Here is an 18,348-nt window from a genome sequence, read left to right as displayed (position 1 = left end):
GGCCAGGGCCGGCGGAGCGAGGCCGAGGGCCGCGAGGGCCGCGGCGCCTCCGACGACGAAGGCGCGACGGTTGGGCGTGCTGTCGATGGGGCTGGTCGGGTCGGTCATGAGGACTCCATTCCTGGTCACCGCGTCGTTGCGGCTCGTTCGGGCGTGCTGGAGGTCGGTCGGGTCGGGTTAGGGCCGCGGGCTGGACCCGGTGAGAGTGAGCCGGTGGGGCCGGGGCTCACTTGATGCCGGTGGTGGCGATTCCCTCGATGACGCGTCGCTGGAACGCGAGGAAGACGAGCAGGACGGGTACGACGACCACGGTCGCTCCTGCGAGGAGCAGCCCGTAGTTGGTCGCGTTCTGGCCCTTCGAGTACAGCGCGAGCGCCACGGGCAGGGTGTAGGTCTGCTCGGTCTGGGCCACGACGAGCGGCCACAGGAAGTTGTTCCAGCTCCCGAGGAAGGTGAGAATGCCGAGCGTCGCGAGGGCGGGCCCGCACAACGGCAGGAAGATCCTGGCGAAGATGCGCAGCTCACCCGCACCGTCGACCCGTCCCGCGTCGAGGAGGTCCCGCGGGAGCCCGAGGATGAACTGCCGCATGAGGAACACCCCGAACGGGGCCGCCAGGAACGGCAGCATCAGGCCGGGGAGGGTGTCCACGAGACCGGCGTTCGCCACGAGGACGAACAGCGGGACGAAGGTGACGACCCCGGGGATGAGCAGCGTGGCCATCACCACGCCGAACAGCGCCTTCTTCCCCGGGAAGTCGAGCATCGCCAGCGCGTAGCCGAGCATCGAGCAGAAGAGCAGGTTGCCCACGGTGACGACGACGGCGACGACCGTCGAGTTGAAGAAGTAGGTGCCGAAGTCGAGCCGCGAGAACAGCTGCGAGTAGTTGTCCAGGGTGGCGTTCTCGGGCAGCCACGTGGGCGGGCTCCTACGGAGCTCCGACGTCGTCTTGAGGCTGCCGACCACCATCCAGACGAACGGCGCGGAGACGATGACGACGGCCACGCTGAGGATCGCGTAGAGCCACCACTTCCCAGAGGCGGAGCGGTTCACGGGGTCACTCCTTCTCGCGCAGCGCGCGGAACTGCAGGGCCGTGACGATCGCCACGACGACGAAGATGAGATAGCTCAGCGACGCGGCATACCCGTAGTTGCCGAAACCGAACTGCCGGTAGGTGTAGAGCGACATCGACACCGTGCTGTCGAGGGGACCGCCGTTCGTCATGACGAACGGCTCCTCGAAGAACTGCAGGTAGCCGATCATCGTCGTCACCGAGACGAAGAGCATGGTCGGTCGGAGCATCGGGAGGGTGATGTGCCGGAAGCGCTGCCACGCGCTGGCACCGTCGATCGACGCCGCCTCGTGCAGGGCCCACGGGACGGCCTGCAGCCCCGCGAGGAAGATGATCATGCCCGTCCCGAAGTTGCGCCACGAGGCCATCATGATGAGGGCCGGCATGGCCCAGTCCGGGTCGCCCAGCCAGTTCGGTCCGCTGATCCCCACCCAGCCGAGCACGGTGTTGATGAGTCCGAACTCCCGGTTGAGCAGGAACTGCCAGACGACGGCGACGGCCACGATCGAGGTCACGACCGGGGTGTAGAACCCCAGCCGGAACGCCGACCTGAAGCGCGAGATCCCGCGGTCGAGCGCCACCGCCGCTGCGAGCGCCAGCGTCAACGTGAGCGGGACCCCGACGAGCACGAAGTAGGCCGTGTTGCGGACCGCCCGCAGGAAGTTCTCGTCGGACAGGGCACGGGTGTAGTTGTCCAGCCCGACGAAGTCGACGGAGAAGGGTGTCCGCAGGTCCTTGGCCCGGGTGTCGGTGATGCTCATGAAGAGCGACTGGAGCACCGGCCAGACCGTGAAGACGAGGAACAGCAGGCAGAACGGCAGGGCGAGCATCCACGCCGCCCTCCCCTCCTGGGGGCGCCGACGTGGGCGACGCCTCCCGGGAGGAGCCTCTTCACGGCGCGCGGTGTCGGCGCCGTCGGCGAGGGCGGTCATGTCAGTTGCCGGTGCCGATCGACTCGGCCTGCGACTGCACGGTCTTCAGCGCGGCGGCGGGGTCGGCTCCGGTCTTGGTGACCTTCTCCATCTCCTTGTCGAAGGAGGTCACGACCTGCTCCCAGGTGGGGAAGGACGGCGGGGCCTGCGCGGTCTCGAGCTGCTCACCGAAGGTGGCGAGCTTCTTGTCGGCCGTCAGGGCCGGGTCCTCCCACGCGCTCTTGACCGACGGGAGGTCGGTCGAGATGCCGTACCACTCGACCTGGGTCTCGGGCTCGGCGAGCCACTGGACGAACTTCCAGGCGGTGTCGCGCTCCTTGGTGTTCTTGAACACGACGAGGTTCGAGCCACCGACGAAGGAGCTCGACTTCTTGTCCGCGGGGATCTGCATGACGTCGTACTTCTCCTTGAAGCCCGGGCCGCCGGCCTTCTCGACCGCGGACATCATCCACGGACCGGAGATGAACATCGGGACCTTGCCGCTGACGAAGTCCGGCTCCGTCGTCGGGGTGGCCGGAGCCGCCTTGTCGGAGAGCCCCTCGGTGAAGAAGGACTGGTAATACTGCACCGCCTTGAGCATCTCGGGGCTGTCGAAGTTGTAGGCCTTGCCATCGTCCTTGGTGAGCTCTGCACCCGCCGACCAGGCGAAGGGCATGACCGACTGCCAGGACCCGGTGCCACCGGCCTGCAGGCCGATTCCCCACTTGGCGCCGGCCTTCTCCTTCATGGCCTTGGCCATGTCCTTGAGGCCAGCCCAGTCGGTCGGCGGGGTCGTGATCCCGGCCTTCTGCGCGAGGTCCGTGCGGTAGTAGACGAGCCGCGTCTCGACGTACCAGGGGATACCGTAGGAGGTGTCGGCGACCTCGGTGGTGCCCTGGGCGCCCTCGAAGAAGACGGCCTTGTCGATCTCACCCGGGGCGGGGTCGAGGGCGTCCATGCCTGCGAACTCGCCCATCCACGTCGTCCCTACCATGGCGACGTCGGGCGTCTTGTTGGCGGTGATCGCCGTGGTGAACTTGTCGTGCGCCGCGTCCCACGGGATCGCCGTGACGTTGATCTTGGAGCCGGGGTTGGCCGCCTCGAACTCCTTCGCCAGCTCGGGGAGCTTCTCGCCCTCGGCGCCCATCGCCCACACGGTGATCGTGCCCGTGGCGGCTCCGGCCTTGACGGACTCGCCGGTCTGGGGGGCGGCGGTGTCGGCGCTCTCGCGTCCGCACGCGGACAGGGTCATGGCCACGGCCGCCAGGCCGGCCACGGTGATGGTGGTGCGTCTCATCGGGATCTCACTTTCGAGGGGTGGGGAGTGGGGATCGGGTACAGGTCGGGTTCTGGGTCGGCCGAGGGCGTGCGGGTGCATCCGCACGAGCCGCGGATGACGACCTCCGTCGGGAGGACGTGACGTTCGGGTGCCTTCGCGGACCCGGTGACGAGGTGGAAGAGCCGGTCGGCGGCCAGGGCGCCGACGTCGCGCACCGGCTGGCGGACGGTCGTGAGGCCTGGGCGCACGTACCTCGCGGTCATGACGTCGTCCCACCCGACGACGGCGATGTCACGGGGGACGTCGACGCCCGCGCCCAGGAGGCGCGCCATGATCGCCAGGGCGAGCTCGTCGTTGCCGCACACGAGGGCATCCGCCTCGAGGTCGCCCGCGATGAGCCGCTCGGCGACGGCCTGGCCGTCGCTCTCGCGGAACGGCGCCAGCACCGGCTGTGCGGGCTCGAGGCCCCTGTCGTGGTGGGCGAGGACGAACCCCTCGTACCGTTCCCGGACGTCGTGCGCGGCATCGGGGTCGCCGACGAAGAGCAGCCTCGTGCGCCCGTGCGCGAGCAGGTGCTCGGTGAGGCGGCGCGCACCGGCGATGTTCTCCGTCGAGATGACCTCGACGCCCGGGAGGGAGTCCGCCGCGATGAGCACGAGCTTCTTGCCGCTCCTGCGCACCCGCTCCACGTCGCGGCCGAGGAAGGCGATGCCGTCGACGCGCGTCGCCAGGGCGCGGATGGCGTCACCACCGTGGCCCTCGGCCTTGGCGATGACGAGCATGACGCCCTGGCGCAGCTCGGCCGCCTTGGTCTCGAAGCCGGCGAGGAGCTCGGCGTAGTAGGGCCCACCCAGCTCCGGCAGGACCAGACCGAGAGTGTGGTGGCGACGCTCGGCGAGGCTGCGGGCGGCTCCGGACGGCGTGTACTCGAGCTCCTGGACGGCGTCGAGCACCTTCTGCCGGGTGCTCTCGGTGACGACGGACGAGCCCTTGAGGACCCGGGACACGGTGGCGATCGACACGCGGGCGCGCTCGGCCACCGCGTAGATCGTCACCGCGTGGGGTCGTTCGCTCATGCCGCCAGTCCCTGCCTTCACCATTGAAAGCGCTTACAAAGCCACGCTGAGCATGCCGGGCCGCCCCCGCGGTACGGGGCGGTAGGATGGTCACAGTTCGATAACGCAGCGGTCGCGGCTACTCCGGGGTGAAGAACTCCGCCGTCTCGAAACGGCCGGCGTCGTCGAGGAAGAGGACGACGAGGCGGTAGCGGTCGAACCCGTCATCGACCCGGCAGAGCGTCGTGACGTCCGCGGCGACCCGCGGTGTCGCGGCGCAGACGACCTCCTCGTAGTACCCGCCACCGCCCACCTCCTGCACGGCGTCGGCCAGGACCGGCCCGGGCACGCTGCCGTCACCCGCCACCGCGACCCGGCCGCTCCACTCCTCGGCCGCGTCCTCGATCCCCTCCCACGGCACGGGACCGCCCATCGTGAACCAGAGCAGGGCCCCCGCGACCGCGGTGACGAACATCCCCACGAGGACGCCGAGGCCGGCGGCGACCCACGGGTTCGTCCCGGACCGCTGCGGCGTCGGAGCGTATGCCGGGTGGCCGGCATACGGGTCGGCCGGACGGTGGGCGTGGGGCGGGTACGACTGGGACATGACGATCTCCTCCGGGGCGGGCCGCCCAAGGGTGGCACGCCCCGCGGCGCTCGTCAGGCAGGCTCGTCGAGCGACCTCCTCGACGTCGGCACCGGACTCGTACGTCACCGAGCCACTGTCGCGGACGGCGACGCCTCCGTTTCCCGGGCGTCCCAGCCAGATCGAGCCCACCTCGGTGAGGGCCCGGGTCGCGATCTGGTGCTCGGTGTCACGACCGGTGCAGGCCGGCCTTCTCCTCGGCCTTGATCCGCGCCCAGGCCTCCTCGACCTCTTCGGGCGTCGAGGCGTCGCCGTCGGCGAAGACGTGCGGGTGGCGCCGCACGAGCTTGGCCACGAGGCCGCCCGCGACGTCGTCGATGTCGAACCGCTCGGCGTCGGTCGCGGCGTCCTCGGCCACCCGGGCGTGGAAGAGCACCTGCAGGAGCACGTCGCCGAGCTCCTCGGCGAGGTGCTGCCGGTCCCCCGACCCGATGGCGTCGACGGCCTCGGCGGCCTCCTCGGTGAGGTACGTCGCGAGCGACTCGTGGGTCTGCTTCGCGTCCCACGGGCAGCCGCCCGGCGAGCGGAGCCGGTCCATGACGACCACGGCGTCGAGCAGTCGTGAGCCGGGCACGTCCCAGGAGCCGACGACCATCTCCACCTCGGGGGGCGTCTCGAGCCGCGACACCTCCGAGGCGATCGCGTCGGTCAGCCCGGGGTCCGCGTCGGACGAACCCAGCCACACCACGTCGGTGTCGACGGCCCGCGTCACGAGCAGGCGCGCCAGCTCCGGTGCGCCCAGAAGGGCGTCCACGGGCTCCACCTCGAGACCGGACTCGACGACGGCGTCCACGACCGGCTCGGTGAGGTCGCGGGACAGGCGCACGGACGCCGACTCGACCGCCGACCACGCACTGCGGGACATGAGCCCCGGCGCGACGCGCGGGCTGGTGACGAGGAGGCTCAGGCGCCCCACGGCGTCAGTTCTCGTCGGTGGCGGAGGTGATCCAGTTCGGTCGCGCGACGACGATCTCGGCCCGGGCGGGGTCGAACGTCCCGTACCGCGGGCTCACCGTGACATCGAGACCGGCGATCCTGTCCACGAGCGCCTGGCGGTCCTCGGGCGCGCTCTCGAGCTGCTGCAGGCTCGCCTCGGCCTGGAGGATCTCGATGGTCGTGTCCAGCGGCTCCTCGGGGAAGTCCACGAGCGCGGCCCGCGCCGCGGACTCGCTCTGCGCCTTGCCGGCGGCGGCTGCGGCCTCGTTGATGTACGGGGCGCGGATGAGCAGGGTGAGCGTCTGCGCCGCCGTGAGGGGCTGGTCGGGCGTGAAGGCGGTGTTGATCTGGTCGGTCGCCTCGCGCACCTGCTGCTCGGTGATGACGCGCCCCTCGACGACCGCAGCCGTCTCGGCGGAGGTCGTGCCCGCGCAGGCGGAGGTCGCGAGCACGCCCGCGAGGGCGAGAGCGATGGCGGATGCCTTGACGGCCTTCACACGATGTCCCTTCGTTGGCGCGGTGGCACGGTCGGAGTCACCTGCGCGGCTCCGCAGCCGTGGCCACCCTGGCTGCTTCACCCACATTGTCCATGACGACGCTGCGGATGACCGCACCTGCCCACTCGAGCACCTCGCGGTCGCGCAGCGGCTGCCCGCCGACGCGGGCGGTCATCGGCTTGGGCACGAGGATGGTGCCCAGCGCCTCCTTGATGATCGAGCCGGGGTGGAGGCGCATGAGACGCAGCTCCTGGCTCTCCCTCAGCGCGACCGGCCCGAAGCGGACCGTGGCGCCCTGGACGGTGATGTCCTTGATCCCGGCGGCACGGGCGACCGTGCGCAGGCGGGCGACCTCGATGAGGTTCTGCACCGGCTCGGGCGGGTTGCCGTAGCGGTCGACGAGCTCGGCGAGGATCTCGTCGAGCGCGGCCTCGTCGACCACGGTCGCGAGCTTCTTGTACGCCTCCAGTCGCAGCCGCTCCCCCGGCACGTAGTCGTGCGGCAGGTGCGCGTCGACGGGCAGGTCGATCTTGATCTCCCCGATCTCCTCGTCCACGTCCCCGCGGAAGGTGGCGACCGCCTCGCCCACGAGGCGGACGTAGAGGTCGAAGCCGACGCCGGCGATGTGCCCGGACTGCTCGCCGCCGAGGAGGTTGCCGGCGCCGCGGATCTCGAGGTCCTTCATCGCCACCTGCATGCCGGCGCCGAGGTCGGTGTGGCTCGCGATCGTCTGCAGCCGGTCGTGCGCGGTCTCGGTGAGCGGCGCCTCGGGCGGGTAGAGGAAGTACGAGTAGGCGCGCTCGCGCCCACGGCCGACCCGACCGCGCAGCTGGTGCAGCTGGCTCAGGCCGAGGCGGTCGGCCCGCTCGACGATGAGGGTGTTGGCGTTGGAGATGTCGAGGCCGGTCTCGACGATCGTCGTGCAGACGAGGACGTCGAACCGGTTCTCCCAGAAGTCGAGGACGACCTGCTCGAGCCGGTGCTCCCCCATCTTCCCGTGGGCGACGGCGATGCGGGCCTCGGGGACGAGCTCACGGATGCGGGCCGCGGCCCGCTCGATCGTCGACACCTTGTTGTGGATGTAGAAGACCTGGCCCTCGCGCAGCAGCTCGCGCCGGATCGCGGCGGTGATCTGCTTCTCCTCGTACGCACCCACGTAGGTGAGGACGGGGTGCCGCTCTTCCGGTGGCGTTGCGAGAGTTGACATCTCGCGTATGCCGGTCACGGCCATCTCGAGTGTCCGCGGGATCGGGGTCGCGGACATCGCGAGCACGTCGACCGCGGTGCGCATCGACTTCAGCTGCTCCTTGTGCTCGACCCCGAAGCGCTGCTCCTCGTCGACGACGACGAGGCCGAGGTCCTTGAAGCGGATCGCGTCCGAGAGGAGGCGGTGGGTGCCGATGACGAGGTCCACGGACCCGTTGGCGAGCCCCTCGATGACCTCCTCGGACTCCTTCTTCGACTGGAACCGGCTGAGCGGCTTGACCGTCACGGGGAACGGCGCGTAGCGGTCGGTGAAGGTCTGGAGGTGCTGCTGGACGAGGAGCGTGGTCGGTACCAGCACCGCCACCTGCTTGCCGTCCTGGATCGCCTTGAACGCGGCGCGCACCGCGATCTCGGTCTTGCCGTAGCCGACGTCACCCGCGAGGAGGCGGTCCATCGGGACCTCGCGCTCCATGTCGGCCTTGACCTCGTCGATCGAGCTCAGCTGGTCGGGGGTCTCGATGTAGGCGAACGCGTCCTCGAGCTCACGCTGCCACGGGGTGTCCCGCGAGAAGGCGTGACCCTTGGTGGCCATGCGGGCGGAGTAGAGCTGGATGAGCTCGGCCGCGATCTGCTTGACGTAGCGCCGGGCGCGCGACTTGGTCTGCTTCCAGTCCGAGCCCCCCATCTTGTTGAGGGTGGGCTGCTCGCCGCCGACGTAGCGGGTGATCTGGTCGAGCTGGTCGGTCGGCACGAACAACCTGTCGCCGGGCTGGCCGCGCTTGGAGGCGGCGTACTCGAGGACGAGGTACTCGCGCGTCGCCCCCTGGATGGTGCGTTGCATCATCTCGACGAACCGTCCGACGCCGTGCTGCTCGTGCACGACGAAGTCGCCCGGCGTGAGCTGGAGCGGGTCGACCTGCGCGCGGCGACGGGACGGCATACGCCGCATGTCCTTCGTCGACGGACCGGTGGACGGGGTGCCGGTGAGGTCGGTCTCGGTGAGGACGACGAGCCGGCTCGGCTCGTGGATGAAGCCGCGACCGAGCTGGGCCGTGGTCACGTGGACGACGCCCTCGTCGAAGGGGTCGAGGGTGGGGTCGAGGCGGGCCGGCACCTCGGCCTCGCCGAGCACCTCGACGATGCGGGTGGCCGAGCCGTGCCCGTCGGTGGCGACGAGGACGCGCCAGCCGGCATCGGTCCACTGGCGCAGGTCGGCGGCGGCCGACTCGATGTCACCGCGGTAGGCCGCGGGGTCCTGCGTGCCGGTCTCGACCACCTCCCCGTCGCTCGTGTCGGCCGTCTCGGTGTCGAGCGCGAACGGGGTGAGGTCCCACCACGGGTGGTCGGTCTCGCGGGCGTGGTCGCGCAGGTCACCGACGGACCAGAACGAGGCGGAGCCGAGGATCCGCTCGAGGTCGATGGGGACGGCGTTGCCGGCGGCGGCGTTGGCCCAGCCGGCCTCGAGGAACTCGCGGCTCGTCGCGACGAGGTCGTGGGCGCGGGTGCGCACCCGTTCGGGGTCGCAGGCGACGACCGGCGACCCGGCGGGGAAGCTGTCGAGCATCGACTCCATGCCGTCGACGAGCGCCGGCGCGAGCGACTCCATGCCCTCGACCGCGATGCCGGCGGCGAGCTTGTGGAGCAGGTCGGCGGCGCCGGGGAGCTGGTCGGCGAGGACCGCGGCGCGGTCACGCACCGCGTCGGTGAGGAGCACCTCGCGGCACGGCGGGGCCCAGAGCCCGTGGGAGGCGACCTCGAGCGAGCGCTGGTCGGCGACCTTGAACCAGCGGATCTCCTCGACCGTGTCGCCCCAGAACTCGATGCGGAGCGGGTGCTCCTCGGTCGGGGGGAAGACGTCGAGGATGCCTCCGCGCACGGCGAACTCGCCGCGTCGCTCGACGAGGTCGGTGCGGCTGTAGGCCGCGGCCGCGAGCCCCTCGACGACCGAGTCGAGGTCGTGGTCCTCGCCCGCGCGGAGGGAGACGGGGGCGAGGTCGCCCAGGCCGATGGCGACGGGCTGGAGGACCGCGCGCACGGGGGCGACGACGACGGAGAGGGGGCCGTGGGCGACGTCGTCGTCGGCGACCGAGGCCGGGTGGGCGAGACGGCGCAGCACGGCCAGGCGGCGGCCGACGGTGTCGGACCGCGGGCTGAGCCGCTCGTGCGGCAGCGTCTCCCACGACGGGAAGTCGGCGACGACGTCGTGGTCGAGGACGCAGCCGAGGGCGGCGGTGAGGTCCTCCGCCTCCCGGCTCGTCGCGGTGACGACGAGCAGAGGGAGTCGCTCGGGCGCGACGGCTCGCAGTCGCTCGACGGCGGCCGCGATGAGCACCGGGCGGGCGCCCGCGCTCACCGAGACGTCGAGCGAGAGCGTGCCGGTGGCGGTGGCGGTCTCGAGGAGGGAACGGATCCGGGGTTCGGCGCCGAGGTGGTCGACGACGGGTCGCAGCGTGGGCATCGCCCCTCAGCCTAATCGGCCCGGCGGCTGGTGGCCGACCGTCCGCTGCCCCCCCCGGCTGGGGTGTCGGGCGGGCAGCGGTCACGCGCCACCGGCGTCGAGCCGCAGGACGCGGCCGGCCCGGCACCGCACCCGGTCGGGCACGGGGAGGACGCTGAGCGTGTCGACGAGGATGCGTCGGCCGAGCCAGCGCAGCAGGCCCAGGTAGACGAGGGTGACGGCGAGCCCACCGGCGAGGACCTGGGCCACCGGAGGGCCGGCACCCTCGACGGCACGCATCACGAGGACCCCGGCTGCCGCGGCGGCCGCCGTGGGCACCAGCAGGGTGCCGAACGGGCGGGCCACCGCCAGACCGCTCGTCCCGAGGGCCCGGGCGACGAGCACCCACCGGGCGAGCGTGGCGAGCACCGCGACGACCACGAAGCCGAAGGCGACACCGACGAGGCCCCAGCGGACGGCCACCGCCGTGGTCGCGACGGTGGCGGCGTCGACGACGACGGCGTACCCGAGCCACGCGCCCGGGCGACCGAGCCCGTAGAAGAGGCCGTGGTCCACCATGGCGCCGAGGGTGATGATGCCGGCCACGGCGAGGGCCTGCGCCGGCGCCACGCTGGCCCGCCACTGGGAGCCGAAGAGCGCCGGCACGAGGACGGGAGCGGTCACGACGATGACGCACATGAAGGGGGCCACCACGGCGTAGGCGACCCCCAGAGCCTTCGTGTACGAGCTCCGCAGTCGGTCGGACGAACCGCGGACCTTGGCGAACACCACGGTGGAGACGGGGACCAGCGAGGCGGCGGTGAGCTCCTGCGCCGTCTGGACGAGACGCTGGGCGATGCTGAGGAGGCCGAACGCGGTGGGCCCCAGGGCCACCGTGATGATCCAGCCCTCCGCCCAGAGCCGCGACGTCGCGACGAGGTCGACGGACGACACCCGCAGACCGAAGGTCGCCATCCGGCGGAACTCCCCCAACGACAGCGCCAGCGAGGGACGCCAGGCCGCACGTCGCCAGGCGAGGACGGCGATGACCCACTGGCCGACCACGACCTGGCTCACCAGGGCCCAGACGCCGCCGCCTAGGAGGGCGACCGTCACCGCGACCGCCTGGGCCAGGAGCGCCGCCACGACCCCCTGCAGCGCGACGGTCCGGAACTCCATCGCCCGGCGCAGCAGGGCGAGCGGGACCCCCGCGAGGACGGTGGGGACGATCGCGAGGACCAGGGCCCGGAGCACGTCGACGAGCTCCGGCACCGCGAACGCCGCGGCGAGCAGCGGTGCGACGGCGACGAGCCCGGCGGACAGGACGAGCCCGGCCGCGGCCGACGCCCACAGGGCCGTGCTGAGGCTGCGCTGGTCGAGGTCCTCGGCCTGGAGGAGGTACGTCGAGAAGCCCAGGTCGGCGAGGAGGTAGACCATGGGGATCACGGTCAGGGCGGCCGCGACGACACCGAACTCGCGCGGTGACAGCTCCCGGGTGAGGACGAGGAGGGTGGCGAAGCCGAAGGCCCGCACCACCCACTTCTGCGCGGCCAGCCACGCGACGCCGCTCGCCGCCTGCGTGCCCAGGCCCTCCTCGCGCTGGAGCGGGTCCACGCTCATGGCCGCTGCGCCCGGGGCACGGTCAGCCGGCGTCGGGTCGGAGCGCGCGGCGCAGGACGTCGACGACCCGTTCCTGCTGCGCGGGGGTGATCCCCGGGAACAGGGGCAGGGAGATGATCTCGGTGGCCGCACGCTCGCTCACCGGGAACGAGCCGTGCCCGAGCCCCAGCCCGGCCATGGCCGGGGTGAGGTGAACCGGGACGGGGTAGTGGACCCCCGCCCCCACACCCTCGGCGTGCAGGCGCTCGAGCACGGCGTCGCGGTGGGCGACCCGCACGACGTACAGGTGCCACACGGGCTCGTTCCCGGGGAGGGTCGTCGGGAGCCGGACGCCCGGGGTCGCGGACAGCAGCTTGTCGTAGCGGGTGGCCGCGTCCCGACGCTGCTCGTTCCACTCGTGCAGCCGGCGCAGCTTCGCGCGCAGCACCACGGCCTGGAGGGTGTCCAGCCGGGAGTTGAAGCCGAACCGGCTGTGGACGTACTTGGCCGGGCTGCCGTGGGCGCCCATGAGCCGGACCTGCTCGGCGAGGTCGGGGTCGTCGGTGAGCACCGCCCCCGCGTCGCCGTAGGCACCGAGGTTCTTGCCGGGGTAGAAGCTCGTGGCGGCGAGGCGTCCGAACGTCCCGGCGGACCGGCCGTGACGGGAGGCGCCCTGGGACTGCGCCCCGTCCTCGATGACGGCGATCCCCCGCTCGGCGAGGGAGGCGGGCAGCTGCTCGAACGGTGCGACCTGGCCGTAGAGGTCGACGGGCAGCACGGCGCGGGTCCTGCTCGTGACCGCGGCCTCGACCGCGACCGGGTCGATGAGAAGGGCGTCCTCGTCGACGTCCACGAGCACCGGGCGGGCGCCGGTGCGCACGACCGCCTCGGCCGTGGCGATGAAGGTGTTGGCCGGGAGGATCACCTCGTGCCCGTGGCCCACCTCGACTGCCCGCAGCGCCATCTCGAGGGCGTCGGTCCCGTTGCCCACCCCGACGCAGAACCGGGCGCCGGTGAACAGCGCGTACTCCTGCTCGAAGGCCGCCACGGCCTTGCCGCCGATGAAGTCACCGGCGTCGAGGACCTGCGCGAACCCGTCGAGCACCTCGTCGGCCACCTGGACGTGCTGCGCCGCGAGGTCGACGAGCGGGATGGCCCTCATGGGGGTCAACGCACTCGTGGGGTGCTCGGCCGGCCGGGTCATCAGGACGCCACCCTCAGCCCGGCCGCTCGGCGGACCGCGTCGACGACGGTGTGCTGCTCCTGCTCGGTCATCGCATGGAAGAGCGGGAGGATCAGGGTGGTGTCGGTGAGCCGCTCGGTCGTCGACAGGTCGCCGTGCGGGTGACCGGCATACGCCGGCTGTCGGTGCGCCGCCATGATCCCCGCGCGGGCCGACACCCCGCCGTCGGCGAGGACCGTGAGCAGCTCGTTGCGCGCCAGGGGGAAGTCGGGACCGAGCTCCACCCAGAACGACTGGAAGTTGCTGCTCCCGTGATCCGGGTCCCGGACGGTCCGAAGCCCGGGGATGCCGGCGAGCATCTCCTGGTAGTCACGGGCCAGCTCGCGACGGCGGCGCACCATCGTGTCGAGCTTCTCCAGCTGCACGAGCCCGACCGCCGCCTGGATGTCGGTCATGCGGAAGTTGAAGCCCACCTCGAGGTAGCTCTCGATGACGGGCTGGCGGCTCTGGTGGCGGGCCGCCGCACTGAGGTTCATGCCGTGCTCCCGCAGCCTGCGTGCCCGTTCCGCCAGCGTCGGGTCCGTGGTGGTGAGCATCCCGCCCTCCCCCGTGGTGAGCAGCTTGCGGGGATGGAAGGACCACGCGGCGAGGACGGCGCCGGAACCGACCGGGGCACCCCGGTGGAGGGAGCCGGCGGCGCACGCCGCGTCCTCGACGAGCGCGATGCCCCGGGCCTCGCACAGCCGCCGCAGCGGCTCCACGTCGGCGGGCGCGCCCCCCTGGTGGACGACCACGACCGCCCGGGTGCGACCCGTGATGACGGGCTCCACCGTGCGCACACTGACGTTCCCGTCCTCGGCCTCGACGTCCGCGAACACGGGGGTCGCCCCGACGTACACCGCGCAGTTGGCCGTCGCGATGAAGGAGAAGGACGGGACGACGACCTCGTCCCCCGGACCGACCCCCAACAGGTGGAGCGCCAGGTGCAGGGCGGTGGTGCACGACGACACGGCGACGGCCCCCGACACCTCCATCCGCTCGGCGAAACGTCGCTCGAACTCGGCCACGCGCGGACCCTGGGCGACCCAGCCGGAGCGGACCGCGTCGGCCGCGGCGGCCGCCTCCTCCTCGCCCAGCCACGGCTTCATGACGGGGATCACCGGACACCGCGTTCCGCGCGCCACCAGTCGACGAGGAGGCCCAGGCCGGTGTGGAGGTCGACCTGCGGCGTCCAGCCCAGGCGGTGCTCGGCCGCCTCGATGGACGCCAGCCGCCGGGTCACGCCGTTGACCGCCCGCTCCGGGCCGAACTCCACGTGGAGGCTGCTGCCCATGACGTCGAGCAGGGCCTCGGCCAGACCGAGCAGGCTCGTCTCGGTGCTGCTGCCGATGTTGAAGACCGCGTCGCTCACGTCGGACTCGGCGGCGAGGAGGTTCGCGCGGGCGATGTCCGTCGTGAAGACGAAGTCCATCGTCTGACGGCCGTCGCCGAGGATGAGCGGCGGCTCACCGGCCACGATCCGTTCCATCCACCGGATGAGCACCTCGGTGTAGAGGCCGTGGACGTCCATGCGCGGGCCGTAGACGTTGAAGTAGCGGAGCGCGACGTAGTCCAGTCCGGACATGGCGTGGAAGCTGCGGAGCATGCCCTCGTTGAAGACCTTGGCCGCCCCGTAGAACGTGTCGTTGGCCCAGGGGTGCTGGAGCTCGGTCGTCGGGAACTCGGTCGCGAGCCCGTAGACGGAGGCCGAGGAGGCGGCGACGACCTTGCGGACCCCCGCGGCCGCAGCGGCCTCGAGGACGTTGAACGTCCCGTCGGCGAGGACCTCCAGGGCGAGCCGTGGCTCCTCGGCGCACTGCGTGATCCGGATGGCCGCCTGGTGGAAGACGACGTCGACCCCGGCGGTGGCGTCGGCGACGACGACGGTGTCCCGGATGTCGCCCTCGACGACGTGGACCCGACCCGACCCGAGGGCGTCGGCGAGGTTCTCCTTGCGACCCCGCACGAAGTTGTCGAGGACCCGCACCTCGGCAGCTCCCGCGTCGACGAGCTGGTCCACGATGGTCGAGCCGATCGTTCCCGCCCCACCGGTGACGAGACAGACGCTGTCCTGGATCATGGGGTGTCCTCCATGGTGCTCATCGGGTGTCCTCCATCGTCACGAAGCTCCCGCCCGTCCGCAGGCTCTCCTCCGCCGCCTCGAGGATCTCCATCACCCGCAGCCCCGCGACTCCGCCCGTCGCGGGGGGCCGGTGCTCGAGGATGGACGAGGCGAACTCGGTCATCATGGCTCGCAGTGCCTCCCGCTCCGTCAGGGCCGGGGCCACCATGTCCCCGCTGCGGTAGGAGATCCGCATCTGCTTGCGGTCGTCGGGGTCGAGGTCCCTCGGCGCCAGTCGGTCCACACCGCGGTCGTACACCGCGAGCCGTTGGCTCGGGTTCATGTCGTCCCACACCACGGTGCGCTGCGACCCCCCGACGACCATCGTGCGGATCTTGATCGGGCTCAGCCAGTTGACGTGCACGTGAGCCATCGCGCCGTTCGACAGCCGCAGCGTGAGGTAGCCGACGCACGGCATGCCGTGCCCGATGGGATCCGCTCCGTGCGCGGCCACCGCCACGGCACCGACCCCCGGCGGGAGCAGGTAGTCGAGGATCGAGAGGTCGTGCGGTGCCAGGTCCCAGAGGACGTTGACGTCCGGCTGGACGAGACCGAGGTTGATCCGCACGGAGTCGATGAACTGGACCTGGCCCAGCTCCCCGGTGTGCACGAGGCGTCGCAGCTCCTGGACCGCGGAGGTGTAGCAGTAGGTGTGGTCGCACATGAGGACGAGGCCCCGGTCCTCGGCGGCCTGCACGAGCTTGCGCCCGTCGTCCAGGGACCCGGTGAGCGGCTTCTCGACGAGGACGTGCTTGCCGGCGTCCAACGCCGCCATGGCGAGCGGGAAGTGCGAGGCGGCCGGGGTCGCGATCGCCACCGCCTGGACGGCCGGGTCGTCGAGGACCGCGTCGTACGAGTCCGTCGCGGAGATGGTCGAGTACCGGCCGAGGACCTCACGCGCACGGTCCACGTCGAGGTCGCACAGCCACCGGACGTCGATGGCCTCCGTGGCCATCGCGTTCCGCACGAGGTTGGGCCCCCAGTACCCGGCGCCGATGACGGCCAGACCTATCGAGGCGTTCATGGATGCCGTCCTTCCTGTCGCGCGCGCGGTCGTCCCCCAACCACCACAGCCGACTGTTCGACATCGTGGTCGAGCGTATGCGTCGGGGCGACCCGGTCGCACGCAAATGGCGATATCGAGGTCGGGCCGAACAGGGCTGTCGGACAGTCCCGGTCGTGAGCACGTCGGTCAGTAGCCACGAAGCCTCCATGCCCTGCGTCGCAGCCACCACCTGGCCTTCTGGTCCAGGAGGAACGCCGACTCCCGGGGGCCGAGCCGCTCGCCGGCCTGGATGGTCCGGTACACCGAGGTGCGCTTGAGCTCCGGCCAGCAGTGGACGGCGAAGTCCGCCAGCTCGCCGACGTCGTCCTCGGGTTCGTCGGGGTTCGCGCCCAGCAGCTTCCGCCCGACGGTGGAGCGCCGCAGCCAGCCCCTGTCGTGGACGCGACCGGCCGCCCACAGGGCCTCCCGCCCGAGCTGGCGGTTCACGATGTCGGAGAGGTGCTCGGGGTCGTCCAGCCGGTACCCGTACCGGTGCAGCGCGAGGTCGAAGACGGACCGACGCTGGTCGAGGTCGCTCAGGGGGCTGACGGTCGTGCTCATGTTGCCACCGTGGAGTCGGTAGTACGCCTGGTCCGCCCCCCGGATGAACCCGACATCGGCATGGGCTGCGAACCGGAAGTAGATCTCCATGTCGGCGGCCTTGGGCAACGCGGGGTCGTAGCCCCCGACCCGGTGGTGCACGGAGGTGCGGACGACGATCTCGGGCGAGGTGATGGGGTTCTCGGCCTGGCGGAAGCGGTGCTCGAGCCAACGCTGGCCGGACATCACCGTCCACCCGCGCACCGTCCGACGGGCCTGCGGCAGTGGGGCCCCATCTCGCACGTACAGGGCTCGGCCGTACACGAACCCCACCTCGGGGTGGGCGTCGAGCAGGTCGCGGGCCCGCCGGAGTGCTCCCGGGGTGGCGCGGTCGTCGGCGGACAGGAGGAGGCAGTAGTCACCGTCCGCCCAGTCCAGGAGTCCTTCGTTGAAGGTGGCGATGTTGCCCTTGTTCGTCTCATGGACGACGACGTCGACCCGGGGGTCCCGGGCCGCGATGCGCCTGGCGACGTCGGCGCTGTCGTCGGGGGAGGCGTCGTCGATGATGAGGACCCGGACGTCCACCCCCTCCTGGTCGTCGAGCACGCTCGACACGGCCTCCTCGAGGAAGTGGCCGTACCGGTAGCACGGGATGACGACGCTGACCGTGCTCACGGCTGCAGCCTGTTGGTGAACACGACGTCGACCCAGTAGTTCGTGTCCTTGGAGGTGCTCGTGGGGAAGGTGCTGGTGGCACCGCGGGAGAAGACGCCGTTGCCCGCGACCGGGGAGCTCTGCGTCGCGTGCAGGGGCGGGGTGTCGATCGCCCGTGACGAGAAGGCGTTCGCGTCTGCCGCGTAGCGACCTGCTGGGGCCAGGTACGACGCCACGTACACCGTCCCTGCGGTCACGGGTACCGGCGTGGAGAACGACGCCTGCTGCCACCCGCTGGCGGTCTCGTCCTGGAAGGTCACCGACGCGAGCTTGTCGCCGGTAGCGGTCCACAGGCTGCCGACGTGCGTCCCGGTGTTCGCCGCGCCTTTGTAGAACCGGATCCCGGTGACGAAACCGCTGACGTCGGAGGTGAACCTGACCCCCACCTCGGTCGACGCGGTGTCCGTGCTGCTCACTGTCCTGGGAACCGCGGTGGCCGGCCAGAGGGTGCAGTCGGTGCAGCCGAACGGCGTCACGGCGCTGGACGGGAGTGACGCCGGACCGGTGCCGACCGCAGTGGTCGCGGCGACCCGGAACGTGTGCGCGGTGCCGTTGGTCAGCCCGGTCACGGTCGTGCTCGTCGCCGGAGGGTTGCCCGTGACCGTCCACGGCACCTGGGCCGTCGTGCCGACGTACGGCGTGACCGTGTAGCCGGTGATCGGGCTGCCGCCGTTCGGGGGCGCGGTCCACGACACCACTGCCGAGGCGTCGCCCGCGGTCGCGATGACCGCTGTCGGCGCTCCCGGCGCGGTGGGGGGCGCGACCGTCGGGCTGGTGGTGGACGCGACCTTCGGGCTGGTGGTGGACGCGACCGTCGGGCTGGTGGTGGGGGTGGTGGTGAGCGGCGCGGACGGGGAGGTGCCGCCGGCGGACTCCACGTCATCCGTGAGCGCGCGCTGACCGGTCGGCGCCCCGCCGCTGGGTGCGGCGGGGGCGGTCGCGGGCTGGCTGCTGAAGGTGACGTCGACCCAGTAGTTGGTCGACTCGTGCGTGCTGGTGGGGAACCCCGACGTGCTGCCGTACGTGTAGACGCCGTTGCCTCCGCCGTCGCCGTCCCGCAGCGCGTGC

At 71.7% G+C, this 18,348-nt stretch carries 15 protein-coding genes; all 15 read right to left on the bottom strand.

The features are described 5' to 3' along the window. Positions 1-226: 226 nt before the first annotated feature. Positions 227-1,051, bottom strand: coding sequence for a carbohydrate ABC transporter permease (locus N801_RS16260; protein ID WP_035940085.1), 825 nt, complete (start codon positions 1,049-1,051; stop codon positions 227-229). 4 nt (positions 1,052-1,055) lie between these two features. After that, positions 1,056-2,003, bottom strand: coding sequence for a carbohydrate ABC transporter permease (locus N801_RS16255; protein WP_084109142.1), 948 nt, complete (start codon positions 2,001-2,003; stop codon positions 1,056-1,058). Position 2,004: 1 nt separating this feature from the next. Continuing rightward, the gene (locus tag N801_RS16250) at positions 2,005-3,279 is read right to left on the bottom strand and encodes a sugar ABC transporter substrate-binding protein (RefSeq protein ID WP_035940079.1); all 1,275 of its coding nucleotides are present in this window, start codon (positions 3,277-3,279) and stop codon (positions 2,005-2,007) included. Beyond that, a complete protein-coding gene (locus N801_RS16245; RefSeq protein WP_245618485.1) occupies positions 3,276-4,337 on the bottom strand; it encodes a LacI family DNA-binding transcriptional regulator in 1,062 nt (353 codons plus the stop codon). The genes N801_RS16250 and N801_RS16245 overlap by 4 nt, the downstream gene beginning before the upstream one ends. Positions 4,338-4,455: 118 nt before the next feature. Continuing rightward, positions 4,456-5,031, bottom strand: a complete 576-nt coding sequence (locus N801_RS20805) for a hypothetical protein (RefSeq protein WP_156996822.1) — start codon at positions 5,029-5,031, stop codon at positions 4,456-4,458. A 100-nt stretch (positions 5,032-5,131) separates the two neighbouring features. Then, positions 5,132-5,878, bottom strand: a complete 747-nt coding sequence (locus tag N801_RS16235) for a nucleoside triphosphate pyrophosphohydrolase (protein WP_035940074.1) — start codon at positions 5,876-5,878, stop codon at positions 5,132-5,134. 4 nt (positions 5,879-5,882) lie between these two features. Continuing rightward, the gene (locus N801_RS16230) at positions 5,883-6,395 is read right to left on the bottom strand and encodes a hypothetical protein (RefSeq protein ID WP_035940071.1); all 513 of its coding nucleotides are present in this window, start codon (positions 6,393-6,395) and stop codon (positions 5,883-5,885) included. A gap of 37 nt (positions 6,396-6,432) precedes the next feature. Then, positions 6,433-10,059, bottom strand: coding sequence for a transcription-repair coupling factor (gene mfd, locus N801_RS16225; protein ID WP_035940069.1), 3,627 nt, complete (start codon positions 10,057-10,059; stop codon positions 6,433-6,435). A gap of 81 nt (positions 10,060-10,140) precedes the next feature. Then, a complete protein-coding gene (locus N801_RS16220) occupies positions 10,141-11,658 on the bottom strand; it encodes an oligosaccharide flippase family protein (protein WP_084109136.1) in 1,518 nt (505 codons plus the stop codon). Between the two features lie 22 nt (positions 11,659-11,680). After that, positions 11,681-12,841, bottom strand: a complete 1,161-nt coding sequence (locus N801_RS16215; RefSeq protein WP_245618484.1) for a DegT/DnrJ/EryC1/StrS family aminotransferase — start codon at positions 12,839-12,841, stop codon at positions 11,681-11,683. Beyond that, the gene (locus N801_RS16210) at positions 12,841-13,968 is read right to left on the bottom strand and encodes a DegT/DnrJ/EryC1/StrS family aminotransferase (RefSeq protein ID WP_052113221.1); all 1,128 of its coding nucleotides are present in this window, start codon (positions 13,966-13,968) and stop codon (positions 12,841-12,843) included. The genes N801_RS16215 and N801_RS16210 overlap by 1 nt, the downstream gene beginning before the upstream one ends. A gap of 8 nt (positions 13,969-13,976) precedes the next feature. After that, complete coding sequence (locus N801_RS16205) at positions 13,977-14,939, bottom strand: NAD-dependent epimerase/dehydratase family protein (RefSeq protein ID WP_035940064.1); 963 nt, start codon at positions 14,937-14,939, stop codon at positions 13,977-13,979. A 19-nt stretch (positions 14,940-14,958) separates the two neighbouring features. Then, the gene (locus tag N801_RS16200; protein ID WP_035940063.1) at positions 14,959-16,005 is read right to left on the bottom strand and encodes a Gfo/Idh/MocA family protein; all 1,047 of its coding nucleotides are present in this window, start codon (positions 16,003-16,005) and stop codon (positions 14,959-14,961) included. 168 nt (positions 16,006-16,173) lie between these two features. Then, positions 16,174-17,241, bottom strand: a complete 1,068-nt coding sequence (locus tag N801_RS16195; protein WP_052113219.1) for a glycosyltransferase family 2 protein — start codon at positions 17,239-17,241, stop codon at positions 16,174-16,176. Further along, positions 17,238-18,348: DUF4082 domain-containing protein (locus N801_RS21415; RefSeq protein WP_035940062.1), on the bottom strand; the 1,111-nt coding region annotated here is incomplete at its 5' end. The genes N801_RS16195 and N801_RS21415, both read right to left, overlap by 4 nt.

Origin of the sequence: Knoellia aerolata DSM 18566, assembly GCF_000768695.1 — a bacterium.
Classification (GTDB): Bacteria; Actinomycetota; Actinomycetes; order Actinomycetales; family Dermatophilaceae; genus Knoellia; species Knoellia aerolata.
This window is presented reverse-complemented; position numbering and strand designations above follow the sequence as displayed.

What these genes read in the sequence shown, in the direction of transcription:
- N801_RS16220 (WP_084109136.1), bottom strand. Translation starts at nt 11,658, where the DNA reads ATGAGCGTGGACCCGCTCCAGCGCGAGGAGGGCCTGGGCACGCAGGCG.
- mfd (WP_035940069.1), bottom strand. Translation starts at nt 10,059, where the DNA reads ATGCCCACGCTGCGACCCGTCGTCGACCACCTCGGCGCCGAACCCCGG.
- N801_RS16250 (WP_035940079.1), bottom strand. Translation starts at nt 3,279, where the DNA reads ATGAGACGCACCACCATCACCGTGGCCGGCCTGGCGGCCGTGGCCATG.
- N801_RS16255 (WP_084109142.1), bottom strand. Translation starts at nt 2,003, where the DNA reads ATGACCGCCCTCGCCGACGGCGCCGACACCGCGCGCCGTGAAGAGGCT.
- N801_RS16200 (WP_035940063.1), bottom strand. Translation starts at nt 16,005, where the DNA reads ATGAACGCCTCGATAGGTCTGGCCGTCATCGGCGCCGGGTACTGGGGG.
- N801_RS16205 (WP_035940064.1), bottom strand. Translation starts at nt 14,939, where the DNA reads ATGATCCAGGACAGCGTCTGTCTCGTCACCGGTGGGGCGGGAACGATC.
- N801_RS16215 (WP_245618484.1), bottom strand. Translation starts at nt 12,841, where the DNA reads ATGACCCGGCCGGCCGAGCACCCCACGAGTGCGTTGACCCCCATGAGG.
- N801_RS16210 (WP_052113221.1), bottom strand. Translation starts at nt 13,968, where the DNA reads ATGAAGCCGTGGCTGGGCGAGGAGGAGGCGGCCGCCGCGGCCGACGCG.
- N801_RS16245 (WP_245618485.1), bottom strand. Translation starts at nt 4,337, where the DNA reads ATGAGCGAACGACCCCACGCGGTGACGATCTACGCGGTGGCCGAGCGC.